The 13,809-nt window shown below is 46.8% G+C and carries 12 protein-coding genes and 1 other RNA gene; 10 read left to right on the forward strand and 3 right to left on the reverse strand.

The genetic code is table 11. The features are described from left to right. Position 1: 1 nt before the first annotated feature. Together IEN92_RS06615 and IEN92_RS06620 are read right to left on the reverse strand one after the other, a co-directional pair. A complete protein-coding gene (locus IEN92_RS06615) occupies positions 2-349 on the reverse strand; it encodes a BrnA antitoxin family protein (protein WP_216161776.1) in 348 nt (115 codons plus the stop codon). Then, positions 330-602, reverse strand: a complete 273-nt coding sequence (locus IEN92_RS06620; RefSeq protein WP_215376072.1) for a BrnT family toxin — start codon at positions 600-602, stop codon at positions 330-332. Before IEN92_RS06620 ends, IEN92_RS06615 begins: the two co-directional genes overlap by 20 nt. A 384-nt stretch (positions 603-986) precedes the next feature. Between IEN92_RS06620 and IEN92_RS06625 the strand changes: the two genes are divergently transcribed. The 3 genes from IEN92_RS06625 to IEN92_RS06635 are packed head-to-tail and all read left to right on the forward strand — an operon-like array spanning position 987 to position 2,967. Continuing rightward, positions 987-1,487, forward strand: a complete 501-nt coding sequence (locus IEN92_RS06625; protein WP_216161777.1) for a LexA family transcriptional regulator — start codon at positions 987-989, stop codon at positions 1,485-1,487. Positions 1,488-1,492: 5 nt separating this feature from the next. Then, a complete protein-coding gene (locus IEN92_RS06630) occupies positions 1,493-2,794 on the forward strand; it encodes a Y-family DNA polymerase (protein ID WP_255539779.1) in 1,302 nt (433 codons plus the stop codon). Between the two features lie 32 nt (positions 2,795-2,826). Next, positions 2,827-2,967 carry a hypothetical protein gene (locus IEN92_RS06635; protein ID WP_215376080.1) on the forward strand — a complete coding sequence of 47 codons (141 nt, stop codon included), beginning with the start codon at positions 2,827-2,829 and terminating at the stop codon, positions 2,965-2,967. A gap of 362 nt (positions 2,968-3,329) precedes the next feature. On the opposite strand, the gene ffs is transcribed toward IEN92_RS06635, so the two are convergent. Next, an RNA gene (gene ffs, locus IEN92_RS06640) (signal recognition particle sRNA small type) lies at positions 3,330-3,428 on the reverse strand. A gap of 32 nt (positions 3,429-3,460) precedes the next feature. Between ffs and dnaX the strand changes: the two genes are divergently transcribed. The 7 genes from dnaX to IEN92_RS06675 all read left to right on the forward strand — a co-directional run bounded on the left by dnaX (position 3,461) and on the right by IEN92_RS06675 (position 13,768). After that, entirely contained in the window at positions 3,461-5,128 is a 1,668-nt protein-coding gene (gene dnaX / locus IEN92_RS06645; RefSeq protein WP_216161783.1) for a DNA polymerase III subunit gamma/tau, read from the forward strand. Between the two features lie 67 nt (positions 5,129-5,195). Beyond that, complete coding sequence (locus IEN92_RS06650; protein WP_215376085.1) at positions 5,196-5,516, forward strand: YbaB/EbfC family nucleoid-associated protein; 321 nt, start codon at positions 5,196-5,198, stop codon at positions 5,514-5,516. Positions 5,517-5,519: 3 nt separating this feature from the next. Continuing rightward, the gene (gene recR, locus IEN92_RS06655; RefSeq protein ID WP_215376088.1) at positions 5,520-6,134 is read left to right on the forward strand and encodes a recombination mediator RecR; all 615 of its coding nucleotides are present in this window, start codon (positions 5,520-5,522) and stop codon (positions 6,132-6,134) included. Between the two features lie 237 nt (positions 6,135-6,371). Then, the gene (locus IEN92_RS06660; RefSeq protein WP_216161785.1) at positions 6,372-7,799 is read left to right on the forward strand and encodes a carbohydrate porin; all 1,428 of its coding nucleotides are present in this window, start codon (positions 6,372-6,374) and stop codon (positions 7,797-7,799) included. A gap of 219 nt (positions 7,800-8,018) precedes the next feature. Next, complete coding sequence (locus IEN92_RS06665) at positions 8,019-9,446, forward strand: TolC family protein (protein ID WP_216161789.1); 1,428 nt, start codon at positions 8,019-8,021, stop codon at positions 9,444-9,446. Between the two features lie 11 nt (positions 9,447-9,457). Then, positions 9,458-10,705 carry an efflux RND transporter periplasmic adaptor subunit gene (locus IEN92_RS06670; protein ID WP_216161792.1) on the forward strand — a complete coding sequence of 416 codons (1,248 nt, stop codon included), beginning with the start codon at positions 9,458-9,460 and terminating at the stop codon, positions 10,703-10,705. A 9-nt stretch (positions 10,706-10,714) separates the two neighbouring features. Beyond that, positions 10,715-13,768, forward strand: coding sequence for an efflux RND transporter permease subunit (locus IEN92_RS06675; RefSeq protein WP_216161795.1), 3,054 nt, complete (start codon positions 10,715-10,717; stop codon positions 13,766-13,768). Positions 13,769-13,809: the final 41 nt, after the last annotated feature.

Consider the following 13,809-nt stretch of genomic DNA (forward strand, 5'->3'; position numbering starts at 1 on the left):
CTTAAGCAGCAGCTTTGAACTTGTTAGTGATCAAAGCGCCTTTATTGAGCTTCTTTTCAACGGTCGAGATGGATTTCGATTCTCTTTTTACTTCGCCAAGCACTTGGTTGATAAATGTTTGCCAGCCTTCACCTTTAGACTTATAAAAGTCTAAAACATCTTTATCAATTCTGAGAGTAACTTGCTCTTTGACTCCGCTACCCAAGGGTCTACCACGACCACGAACTAGTCTAGGTCTGATTTTCTCCCACTCTTCATCGGTAAATGGAAGGCTATCTGGATCTGACATCGCCGCTTTTGTAACTGCAGCATCTTCTTCGGCACTCAGCCTAATTAGTTTCTTCTTCATAGATCTTCATCTCACGGTTATTTGCTTTTCGTAAACTGATGATTCTCATCGTTGCTTTCGACTCAACATAAACTACGCAATACAGACGTTCATGCATTGCGGCCAAGGCAATGCATCTTTCTTCACCGTAATTCTTTCTTTCATCGATCCAGCTTAAGGCTGTATTCCAATCAAGCAGACTTGCATCTGAGAGGGGTAGGCCATGTTTTCTGAGATTTGAATCATTTTTTGCCGAATCATAAGTGAATTTCATCGGAAATATTGTAGTTACGTTAAATCATAACATCAATGAATTAATATAACTACAAAAATTATGGGAATTCTCAGAAAAGTCCACTAGAATGTTAAATAAAGCACTATTATCAAATCATGGAACGCCCGCCCCTCATTGAACTAGTAGAACTTGTGCAGCCTTGGATTTACCGCGCCAGCATTTATCTGTCAAATGCCTTTTTAGATGACCCAGCCATCCTGGCGTTTGCTTTTTGTTGAACAAACAAAAAGGATAAGAGGGCAGTACTAGACCACCTTCGGGTGGTTTTTTGTTGCCTAAAGTTTAGGCAAATAGTCCCAAAACAACAAAATAGACCTCATTTTTGCGGTTTTTATATATACTGTATAAACATACAGTATATTAATGACTATGACGCAACAAACCCAGACCACCATCGTGAACCTAAGCCAGGCACCACAGGCCTTGGCGGCGCATTTCGCCCCTTATGAGACCACGCTATTAAGCCATCGGATTTCGGCTGGGTTCCCCAGTCCAGCGGCAGATTACGCTGAAGAGGGCTTAGACCTGAATCATTACTTGGTGCAGAACAAACCCGCTACCTTCATGTTCACCGTGAAGGGCGACTCCATGCTTGGCGCCGGCATTTGTGATGGTGACAAAGTGGTGGTGGATAAGGCCCTGAAGCCAAAACACAAAGATATCGTCGTAGCGGTAGTGGATGGTGAGTACACCATCAAGCGGCTTTATCAATTACGTGGTCGCATCGAACTACAACCAGAAAATCCTAGCTACCAACCCATCACCTTTAACGAGGGTAGTGAGTTGCAAATCTGGGGCGTCGTCGTTGGCGTAGTGCGCAAGTACAGCAATGCCAGCACGAGATATCAGAAGGAGAGCAGGTGATGAGCATGTCTTCTTCAAACGCTTTATTCGCTTTAGTAGATGTTAATAACTTCTACGTTTCTTGTGAGCGCGTCTTTCAGCCCAAGTTAGAAGCGGTGCCGATGGTCGTGCTCTCGAATAATGATGGTTGCGCAGTGGCGCGCAGTGCCGAAGTAAAAACCTTGGGCGTGAAGATGGGTACCCCTTGGTTTCAGATGGAGGCCTTGGCAAAGAAGCATGGCATTAAAGCCTACTCATCTAATTACACCTTATATGGCGATATGAGTAGTCGTGTCGTACAAGTGCTGAGAAGCTTCACCCCCAATCTTGAGGTCTACAGCATCGATGAGAGCTTTTTACAAATCGAGACGGTACTGAAGCAATACGCAAACACCATTGAGCTTGGGAAAACCATCAAGCAGCAAGTAAAAGACACAACGGGCTTGCCAGTCTGCGTGGGCATTGGTGCTAGCAAGACCTTAGCGAAGCTGGCTAATCACTTAGCTAAGAAACACAAACAGTTTGCTGGAGTCTGCGATGTCAATGCCATGGCTAAACCAGAGCTCTATCAATGGATGAGCGAGACTGAAGTAGGTGAAGTATGGGGTGTTGGTAGACAAATTGCTAAAAAACTCAAAGCTCAACATATTCAGAGCGTATTCGATCTCTTGCAGGCCTCGCCCCAAGCGATACGTCAGCAATTTGGCGTCGTGATGGAGCGCCTTTGCTATGAGTTACGCGGCATCTCTTGCTTGCAGCTTGAGGAAGTGGCGCCAGCCAAACAACAAATCATTGCCTCACGCAGCTTTGGCAAGTTGGTCACCAGTCAGATAGAGCTTGCTGAGTCCGTTGCTACCCATGTCGCCCGCGCAGCTGAAAAGCTCAGAACGCAAAACAGCACTACGGGTGCACTCACGGTATTTATTCAGACGAATCCGTTTAAGCAAAATGAACCGCAGCATCATCAAAGCGTCACCATTCCACTGGCTAATCCAACAGATAACACGCTGACATTAACTAATGCAGCCTTAGCAGGTCTGAAGCAAATTTATCAAGCTAACTTTCGATATAAGAAGGCAGGCGTGATTCTGAACCTCATCAGTGATAAGCCCACCATGCAGCAATCACTCTTTGATGATGTCGAGAGCAGAGGCAAATCAGCCAAGCTCATGAAAGCTGTGGATGAAATCAATAACCGTTTTGGTAATACCGCCATCAAATCGGCAGCTGCAGGTACCAACAGAACTAAACAAGCCTGGCAAATGCGCTCAGGCAATAAATCACCTAACTACACCACGCAGTGGGATGAATTACCGGTAGCTAGATAAAAGAACCCCAACGACATACAAAGGAGAAGCAAATGGACATACTAAATAACTTTAATGGCATCTCATTGGCAGCAATTATGGTGCTGTCGTACTGTGCAGTGCTGAAGAACACCAAGCGTCATGAAAGTGCCACAAAACAGGCATTTAATCGCAAGTCCCACTCGGGGATTTAAGAGATAAGTCTAAAAAACATATTGCTGTAGCAGGTTTTTTCGGGGAATAAGGAAATCACGGACTCCTTATTCCCTTATTTATTCTTGGGCCTAGGAGAGCGTTATGCTTTCCTACACTCAATTCAGCCTTAATCACTACCCATCATCATCTCAATCCTCTACGCTGAACTCTTATATATAGAGGAGATTAGCTTTGCGAGTTTCTATTGAGTGTTCCCACAGGCGATTACAGCTATTTAAGATTCATTTAGATGCCCGCACTGTTCTAGTTTTGGCAATCATTTGGATGATTTCGGGAATTCTGAGGATGCTGAAAATCTTCTAAATCAGTCCATTTTCAGTGCTTATATATGGGAAGAAGGGTGGATGAGCCAAACCCCCGGCACTGGCAGAAATTGGGTTTGGCTGCTTCGTTCCCGACCTGACCAGGTTATCCAACCCACCATGCGGGGAGGCCCATCCACTTCCATTTTAGCTTGTTAGAATGTAAGACATGACTGCCTTAGCATTAGCCCGTTCGTGGCGCCCTAAAACATTCTCTGCGCTAGTAGGACAAGACCATGTGGTTAAAGCCTTAACGCATGCTCTAGATCAAGGTCGTTTGCATCATGCCTGGCTCTTTACCGGTACGCGTGGGGTAGGTAAGACCACCATTGCCCGCATTATGGCCAAAGCGCTCAATTGCACTGGCGCTGATGGCTCAGGCAAGATGACTTCTGAACCTTGCGGTAAATGCCCAGCTTGTATGGAAATTGATGCTGGTCGTTTTGTTGATTACATTGAGATGGATGCTGCCAGTAATCGTGGTGTTGATGATATTGCTGCCTTACTAGAAAAAGCGGCTTACGCACCCAGCAATGCACGTTACAAGGTTTACATGATTGACGAGGTGCACATGCTCACCAATCATGCCTTTAATGCCATGCTCAAAACATTGGAAGAGCCTCCAGAGCACGTCAAATTTATTCTAGCGACAACGGATCCCCAAAAGATCCCCGTCACTATTTTGTCCCGTTGCTTGCAGTTCAACCTCAAGCAAATGCCCGTACCGCTCATCGTTGAGCATCTTGAAAAAGTCCTTGCTGCTGAAACAGTTGGCTACGAAGTCAATGCACTACGGGTACTGGCTAAAGCAGCCCAAGGCTCAATGCGTGATGCACTCTCTCTGACAGATCAAGCAATTGCTTATGCTGCAGGTAAGGTAACTGAAGAGTCAGTACGCGGCATGCTTGGCACACTCGATGATGCGTATCTCATTCGTATTCTGGATTGCCTCATTGCCAAAGATGGCGCAAGCCTTTTAGCGGTCGCAAATGAAATGGGTGAGCGCAGCATGTCTTTCTCACTAGCATTGCAAGACCTCTCCAGCCTCTTGCAAAAGATTGCAGCAGCACAAGTTGTGCCAGAGTCTGTATTAGAGGATTGGCCAGAAGCAGGAGAGATTCGTCGCCTAGCTACGCAACTCACCAAAGAAGAAGCGCAACTCTTCTATCAAATTACGATTACCAGCCGTCCTGATTTATCACTCGCACCCGATGAACAAACCGGCTTTGCGATGACCTTGCTACGCATGTTGGCCTTCCGCCCAGCAGGCACTGGTGGCAACGGAGGCAGCGGTTCTGCTCCAACACCTTCAGCACCACCAGCCAATACTGCTAGACCTTCATCTACTGCATCAGCAGCCAGAACTGCAGCACCTGCAGCAGCTGCACCAGTGAAGGCTGCAGTTCCAGTCCCAGCGCCTGCCCCAGCTCCCGCACCTGCTGCCAGCGCAGCAGATCGTCCAGATTGGCATGGCTTGATGCGTCAATTACCTGTGAAGGGCATGGTGCAGCAATTGGCTTTTCAGACTGAGCTACAAGATTGGAATGATTCTGCCACTGGAGTGCGCGCCACCATTGTGACGCCAATGCCGCAGTTGGCTTCTGAAGCATCGATTGCCCGCTTGGCTGATGCTCTTACTGCGCACTTTGGTAAGCCAGTGAAGATCGTGATTGAAAAGGGTGAAGTCGAAGGCAAGACGGTTGCTAAGGTGGATGCACAGATTCATCAAGAGAAAAGAATGAACGCTGAGCAAATGATTGCAGCTGACCCCTTTATTCAGCAACTCGAAAAAGAGTTTGGTGCCAAAGTGGTTGGTGGTTCAGTTAAACCCTTGTAATGCGCTCACTCTAATACAAGCTCTTTAATTTAAATAGCAATACTCATAAGCACTAAGGAATAAAGCGATGATGAAAGGTGGACTTGCTGGCCTCATGAAACAGGCTCAGCAGATGCAAGAGAAGATGAAGGTAGCGCAAGAGCAATTGGCTGCCCTTGAAGTTACTGGCCAAGCTGCTGGCTTAGTCAAAGTCACCATCTCTGGTAAATACGAAATGAAGCGTGTCCAGATTGAGCCAGGCGCAATGGACGATCGCGAGATGTTGGAAGACTTAATCGTCACTGCTTATACAGATGCTTTTAAGCAAGTAGAGGCAGCAAGCGCGCAAGTCATGTCGGGTGCCACGGCAGGGATGCCAATGCCCCCTGGCTTTAAGTTGCCGTTTTAATTCATGGCACGTCATGAAGCACCGGTAGATGCTCTGGGTCGATTGATCGAGGCCTTGCGCGTCTTGCCTGGAGTAGGGCCCAAGTCTGCGCAGCGCATGGCCTTCTATTTATTGCAACATGATCGTAATGGCGCAGCAGTACTTGCCCAATCCTTAGGTGAAGCAGTTGAGACTGTAGGTCACTGCGCACGTTGTAATACGTTTTCTGAAACCCAAATTTGTAGCACATGCGCTGATGAGCGCCGTGATCCATCACTGCTCTGTATTGTCGAAACGCCCGCTGATCAAGTGATGGTGGAACAGACGCTGAGCTTTAAAGGGAATTACTTTGTGCTCATGGGCCGTCTCTCGCCACTCGATGGCATGGGCCCAAATGAAATTCATTTTGATCGTTTGCTGACGCGCATTGAAAATCCGGATACCGGTATTCCGATTCGGGAAGTGGTGTTAGCCACGAATTTCACCAGCGAAGGCGAGGCAACTGCCCATTACATTGGTGAGGTACTCAAGGCGAAGGGCATTAAAGTTACTCGTATCGCAAGGGGTATTCCGGTAGGGGGTGAGCTCGAATATGTTGATGCGGGCACCCTCGCTAGAGCGTTGCTCGATCGACGTTAAGAGTTTCAACGAGCCTAGTTTGTTGGGTTCATGACCACGTCACAAAACTGACTTAGTGTTGTAGATTTCCATCGCAATGGCTCTTCATGAATATTCTTCAGTGCTCATTCAAGAGCATCTTTTCTTGCCCTAAACCCGTTTTTTTGGGTCCAAATGAGCTGGAATATCACAGATACCAGCAATTCTAGTAAATGAGATTCATTATCATTTACAATCCTATCACTTTTAGAATTTCCTATGCCAGCTACTGTTCAACATTCCGCCACTGTTGTATTGCAAGGTAAGCGCTTATTTGCGATTGCCTTGCTAGTGGCGTTGATGGCAAGCATCTTCTCACCTGTGGCAAAAGCAGTCTCGCCGGTGAGCGATGAGCCGATTGTTGATAGTCAAGTAGCAGTATCGGGCGAGACTGAGCAGTGGAGCATTCATGGACAAGCAACTTACATTGCGCAACAGAAAAATAATTTCAACTCTCCTTACTATGGAGAGAACAGTCTCTTAAATAAATCTGAAGGTAGCGGCAGTAAGAGTTACTCTTTGAGCGCAACCGCATTTGTTGGTACTCGCCTGTGGGAAGGGGCTGAGGTTTACTGGAACGGCGAGATGTTTGAAGGTACTCCATTCGGTGGCCAGTTGACTGGTTTGGGTGGCTTTCAGAATGGAGAATTACAAAAGGGTGCGTATGCTCCGCCAACTTACTTCACAGCACGTGCATTTTTACGCCAGACCTTTGGCTTAGGTGGCGGTAAAGAGCATATTGAAGGTGAAGCCAATCAATTGGCAGGCAACTTGGATAAGAATCGTATTGTGGTGAGCTACGGTAAATTTGCCACCTTAGATTTCTTTGATGACAATACCTATAGCCATGATGGCCGCACACAGTTTCAGAACTTTGCGATTTTCTCGATGGGCGCCTATGGCTACGCGGCGGACACCAAAGGCTATACCTACGGTGGTGTAGTCGAGTGGTATCAAGACAATTACATCTTGAAGTTCGCACGATTGGCGATGCCAACCGTGCCCAATACCGCTCAATTGGACTACACGCTGTCGAAAGATTACAGCAACCAAGTCGAGCTTACTCGTTCACATGAACTGTGGGGTCAACCGGGTGCCGTGAGAGGTTTGTTTTATCAACAGCGTGCTTTTATGGGTAATTACCAAAACGCGATCAACTTGGCTCAGCAAACCAATTCACCACCGCCGAATATTGTCAATGTGCGCCAAGCAGCGACAAATTCTTGGGGTTATGGTTTGAATGTGGAGCAAGCGATCAATGATGATATTGGTGTGTTTGGTCGTTGGAGCTGGAACCCAGGAACTACAGAGACCCAAACGCTCGATATTAGTAAGTCGCTTTCGGGTGGCTTGAGTATCAAAGGATCCTCTTGGTCAAGGCCAGGTGACACCGTGGGTCTGGGCTTTGCCGTGAACGGTATTTCTGCATCGCAAATTACTTATTTGCAGCAGGGCGGTATGACCGCGTTTATTGGTGATGGCAAGTTAAGCTACAAAACCGAACAAATTTTGGAGACCTATTACAGTGCTAAGGTCTATAAGGATCTCTATCTTTCTGCGGACTATCAGCGCATTGCTAACCCCGCTTACAACTCAGCACGCGGCCCAGTCAATTTCTTTGGTATTCGGGCGCATATTGAGATGTAGGTTCGCCGCAGCCAAAATCAGTGCGGTATAGAACGGTTGATAAGTCCTTAATCCCTTTAGAATCAGATAGATAGGGATTGTCAAAATACTTACTTTTTTGCCTTGTACCCTATAATCGGCCTATTATTCCAATTAGATGTTTTTTGATAAATACATCGTCTTTACCGATTAGAGTTACCTTTGATAAAAAGCAATAAAAACAACAGTGGCCATTCTTCTGTGACAGGTTTTTCTGTTCGGGTACTTGCTTTCAGTTTTTGTTGTGCATATGCTGTTCAATCCCTCGCGCAAAGCGGAGTGGGGTCTGTTCAGGTGCTGACTGGTAGCGATGCGGTGACTGCTCCGCCGACTACCGAATCGTATTTGCCAAAAAGCCCACCAGACAGAAGACTGCTGGCTGATTCAAAAACGATTAATCAAAAAACCAGCCCCAACACTTTTGACTTACGTCAGTTGTGGAATGAGCTTCGTAGTAATAACCCGCAACTCATTGCTGCACGTGAAACCTACTTAGCAGCAAAAGCAACGGTTCCACAAATTGCTGCACCCGACAATCCACAAGTCGGTTTGATTTGGTCTGGCATGCCTGTGGGCTCAGCATTTGCATTAGGAACTGCGGGTACTAACCCCGCTGGTAACAGTGGCTACTCATTTGCTCAGCCGATTAAGTTTCCGGGTAAGAAATCACTCGCTTCCGACATCGCGGACAAGGGCGCAGAAGCATTGCAAGCCCAGAATGAGAATCTCTATCTTCAGCTCGGCGCACAGTTATCAACCTTGTACTTCAGCACCTTGTCTGCACAACGCCAATTACAAGTACTAAGTGACACCGTTATTCGTACTGAGCTGATTAAAAACATCGCCAAGGCGCGTTACTCAAACCATGCGGCCGCTTACGTTGAGTATCTGAATGCTCAAGTAGCCCAAAGCTCTGCTGAGTCTGACAAGTTCATTCTTGAGAAACAATTAACGGTTGCCTATAAAAATATCAATGCCCTGATTGGCCGTGATCCACGCGATAAGCTCATCCTTGCATCTGATCATGGCTTACGTGCAACGCAGGTACCTACCTTAATCGAGTTAGAGAACTACGCTGAAGGCGCCCACCCAGTACTCAAAAGCTCTGGTTTGCAATTAGAAGCTGCCAAAAAAGGGGTAACGCTTGCGAAAACTGCCTACTTGCCTGACTTTCAGGTGGTGGCGAGCTCTTACACTCCCCGTGGACCATTTACCTCTAATAATGGCGCTGCTTACTATCAGTTTGAAGTGGACTTAGTGATTCCTTTGTACTTCTTTACCAAAGAGCGCTATGGGGTAGAGCAGGCGATGCGTACTAAATCGGCTGCTGAGGCTACCGATATCTCTAATCGTCAGCAAGTGATTCTGGGTGTTGGCACTGCTTATGCTGCATATGAGCAAGCCAAGCGCTATACCGAGTTCTTAAAAGATCGCCAAGTTCCTCAGGCTGAAGCGGCTTATCGCGTTGCCCTCGCTCAATATGCCTCTAACGGCGCAGGCTTTACGGATTTATTAACAGCACAAGTGCAATTGCGTAGCCTAGAAATTCAGCTCGCAATTGCCCAAAGTAATTTATTGCAATCCAAGGCAAATCTATTTGCTGCGGCTGGCAAAGATCCCATTGATTAGGTCATAGGCATATGTTCAAAAAATACTTAGACAAACTGAAGCCCTATCTAGAAAAGCTCCAACCCCTTGCGCATACTTTGCGCGAGAAGGGCATGCACTTCTATCGTCATGTTGATGGCTTGGCAAGAAAGTACTGGGCTCAACCCCGTTTTCGTCTGGTTTCTTATTTAATCATCGCTCTGATCCTTGGGGTGAATATTGGCAAGATGATTGCGCCTCCTGCACCGGATACCAGTGCCTCGAAGAAAGTGATTGATGTAGAAAAAAACGGCATTATCAATATCAATTTACCGGGAGTTGTTTTATCGCCCGATAACTTTGAATTTATGCAAACTGCAGAAGGTTCTGCACCAATGTATTTATCTGTGCCTGGCCGCTTAGCGTTCAATGCAGAGCGCTTAAAAGTCATCTCTGCAAGAGCGCCAGGTCGAGTAGAGCGGATCTATGCTTTTGACGGTGCCATCGTCAAAACAGGGCAAGCCTTAGCCGATTACTTCAGTCCTGATTATGTTTCTGCGCAAACTGAATTTATTCTTTCCTCCAAGATGGTTGCTGCTTTGCAAAAGAATCAAGTCAGCGGCTTGTATCAAGACGCACAGTCCACGGCAGAGGCGGCAGCAAACCATTTGCGTGTGCTCGGGGCGAGCAATGAAGATATCAATCGCCTGCGCTCTACTGGTCAAGCCTCCCCAACCTTTCCGATTCGGGCACCAATTGATGGTGTAGTCATTAAGCGTGCGGTTGATCCAGGCGCTTATCTCAATACCGGCGATATTTTGGCCACCATTGCCGATCCGAAGAACCTCTGGTTTTTAGGCAATGTGTACGAGCAAGATGTTGGGAAGATCAAAGTAGGGGATACCTTCCGTCTCAAAGTGGAGTCCTATCCCGATCGTGAATTTATTGCTAAAGCCAATTATGTTGGTGCTGCTATTGACCCGGTCACCCACGCTCTAGTGGTGCGTTGCGAGATTGATAACAGCGATGGTCTGCTCAAGCCTGAGATGTTTGTGAGCGGTACTCTGGAGATTGGCAAAACCGAAGCGGTGGTTATTCCGACATCTGCTGTGATTCAGGGAAGAAATATCCGTTACGCCATTATTAAAACTGGCGATACTTCATTTAGTCGCCGTCCAATCTATGGCTTTGCTTTAAATGCAAATGAATTTGCTGTAACCGATGGTTTAGAGGCGCACCAAACTGTCGTCACTAAAGGCGCTACCTTGCTAAACCAACGCTTCTTACGTGAAGAAGACTAAGGTTTTTTCATGAATATCAATACCGTCCTGCGCCGACGCCTGCTGATTATTTTGTTGGCGATTTGCCTATTGATAGCCGGTATTCATAGCTTCTTAAAACTCCCTTTGCAGGCTTATCCTGGAGTTGCCCCATTAACAGTGCAAGCTATTGCTCAGTGGCCTGGTGCAAGTACGGCACAGATTGAGCAACAAATCACCATTCCCGTCGAGAATGCCTTGGCGGGCATTGCCGGGGTGCAAGCATTCCGCTCTGTATCGCTATTTGGTTTGTCAGTAGTGACAGTGAAGTTTAAAGACGGTGAAGACAACTTTAAAGCCCGTCAGTTGATCAATAGTTCGCTGAACAATTTGAACCTGCCAATGGGTGCCACCATTGCGATGAGTCCAGACTCTGATGCAACGGGTGAGATCATGCGTTACGTCTTGCAAAGTGAGTATGCCTCTCCGATGGCACTCAAGACCTTACAAGATTATGAGATTTACAAAGAGTTAAAGCATATTCCAGGTGTGCCGGATATCTCCTCTTTTGGCGGTAAGACTCGCCAATATCAAATCATTATTAAACCGGGTAGCTTACAGGCGAAAAATGTCACCTTACAGCAATTGGTTGATGCGGTAACCAACTCCAACATTAACGTGGGTGGCGGTCTTTTACCTGTTGGTGAACAACAGTTAGTGGTACGCGGCGTAGGCTTATTACAAAACGTTGATGACATTAAGCGTATTGTGCTTGCGGTCAATAATGGTGTTGCCGTCCGCGTAGGCGATGTTGCAGATGTAGTGGTTGGTAATGCATTGCGTCAAGGGATGTTTCAGTATCAAAACAATCCCGATGCAGTGGAGGGCGTAGTTCTCCTGAAACGGGGTGAGAATGCCTCTGAAGTGCTCGATCGCGTTAAAGAAAAGATTAAAGAGATTAACGTCTCTATCTTGCCACCAGGTATTGATATCTTCCCGTTTTATGATCGCCAAGTACTGCTGGATATCACTTTAGAGACAGTGAAGCACACACTGTTTTTTGGTATCTCCTTAGTGTTGATCATTCTGTATATCTTCTTGGGAAATTTCAAGGCGGCAGCTGTGGTTGCTGCAGTGATTCCGTTAGCCTTATGCGTTTCCTTCTTCAATATGGATCAATTTAAGGTCCCAGCCAACCTGATTTCTTTGGGGGCAATCGACTTTGGGGTGATCGTGGATGCTGCGGTGATCGTGATGGAAAACGTCATGCGCCACCTTGAGGAAAGACGCACCAAACTCAATCAAAGTATTGTGCTCGGTACGAGTGAAGTGCAACGTGCCATGGTGTTCTCTACCGGCATCATCATTACTGCTTACTCACCACTCTTTTTAATGGGTGGCGTAGAAGGAATTATTTTCCGACCGATGGCATTTACCATGGGCTTTGCTTTGTTGGCCTCCATTATCTTGAGTCTGACCTTCGTACCAGTCATGATCTCCTACATCTTTAAGGAAGGTGAAGAGCATCATCCACCCAAATTTGTTGATAACCTATTGGTACGCTATAAAAAATTATTACGTTACCTGGTGGATAGGCCAAAGCAAGTTCTCATGACCGCGATAGGCTTGTTGTTGATAACGATTGCGGGTGCTACACAGCTTGGTACCGAGTTCTTGCCTACCCTGGAAGAAAATAATCTATGGATTCGGGTAACGCTACCCAATACCGTGGACTTGAAGTACTCGGTTGAGTTAGCCAATCAATTGCGTAATGAATTCAAGAACAATCCTGAAGTGAAGTATGTTTCAGTGCAGATTGGTCGTCCCGATGACGGTACTGACCCGACTGGTGTATTCAACCAAGAGTATGGGATTTACTTTAAGTCACCAGAAGATATGCCTGCTGGTGCTGGTAAAAAGCAGTTGATGAAACGCCTTGAAAAATACCTTGAGGGAATACCGGGACTGGACTATACCTTCTCACAATATATTCAAGATAACGTGAATGAGGCTCTCTCTGGAGTGAAGGGCGAGAACTCGGTCAAAATTTTCGGTACTGACTTAGAGATTCTCGATCGACAAGCGCGGGATGTGATTAAGCAGTTGCGTAAGGTGCCCGGCATTAAAGATGAAGGTATCTTCACCGAGTTGGGCCAGCCGACCCTGAACGTCGAGATTAACCGAGAGAAATGTGCTCGTTTTGGCATCAACGTCAGCGATATTCAGGCTCTAGTAGCTTATTCGATTGGTGGGGCACCCATTACCAATATTCTTGAAAACGAGAAAACGTTTGGTTTAGCTGTCCGTCTCAATAAAGAAAGTCGTAATACGGTCGACTCCATCGAGGAACTCTTAATTGATACTCCTGATGGCAGTCGCATACCCTTATCGATGGTGGCCAATGTTGCTGTCTCAGATGGACCGTTTTACATCTATCGAGAATCTGGCCGTCGCTACATCGCCGTTAAATTTAGTGTTCGGGGTAGAGATCTGGGTAGTGCTGTTACCGAAGCGCAAAAATTGGTGAATGCCAACATCTCTTTACCAAGCGGCTATCGCATTACTTGGGATGGGCAGTTTAATCAGATGAAAGTGGCACAGAAGAAGCTGATGATGATCGTGCCTTTGACCTTGCTCGCAATTGCATTGTTGCTCTACAGCGCCTTCGGTAATTTCCGTGACGCCTTCATCGTCTTGTTGAACGTACCATTTGCGGCAATTGGGGGCATTCTGATTCTGCTGCTCACGGGCGAAACCTTCAGTATTTCTGCGGGCATTGGATTTCTATCGCTCTTTGGTATTGCGATTCAGGACGGGGTGATTCTGATTTCCTACATCAATAAACTTGCCAAGTCTGATCATCACAGCATTAAAGATACGATTGTGGAGGGTGCCTCCTTGCGGATGCGACCGGTATTGATGACTGCATTGTTGGCGGGCTTAGGCCTCTTGCCAGCAGCGATTTCGCATGCGATTGGCTCTGAAGCCCAGCGGCCATTGGCTCTGGTGATTGTGGGTGGTATGGTCACCACTACCTTGCTGACATTGCTGGTGTTGCCAGTGCTCTACGCCTGGATCCGCTCGCGGGAGCATCGTTCGGCTTGAGTCCTAGTATTTCCTGGGGTTAATCCAAAATCATTGGATAA

It is taken from the genome of Polynucleobacter sp. MWH-Creno-3A4, from assembly GCF_018881885.1.
GTDB lineage: Bacteria > Pseudomonadota > Gammaproteobacteria > Burkholderiales > Burkholderiaceae > Polynucleobacter.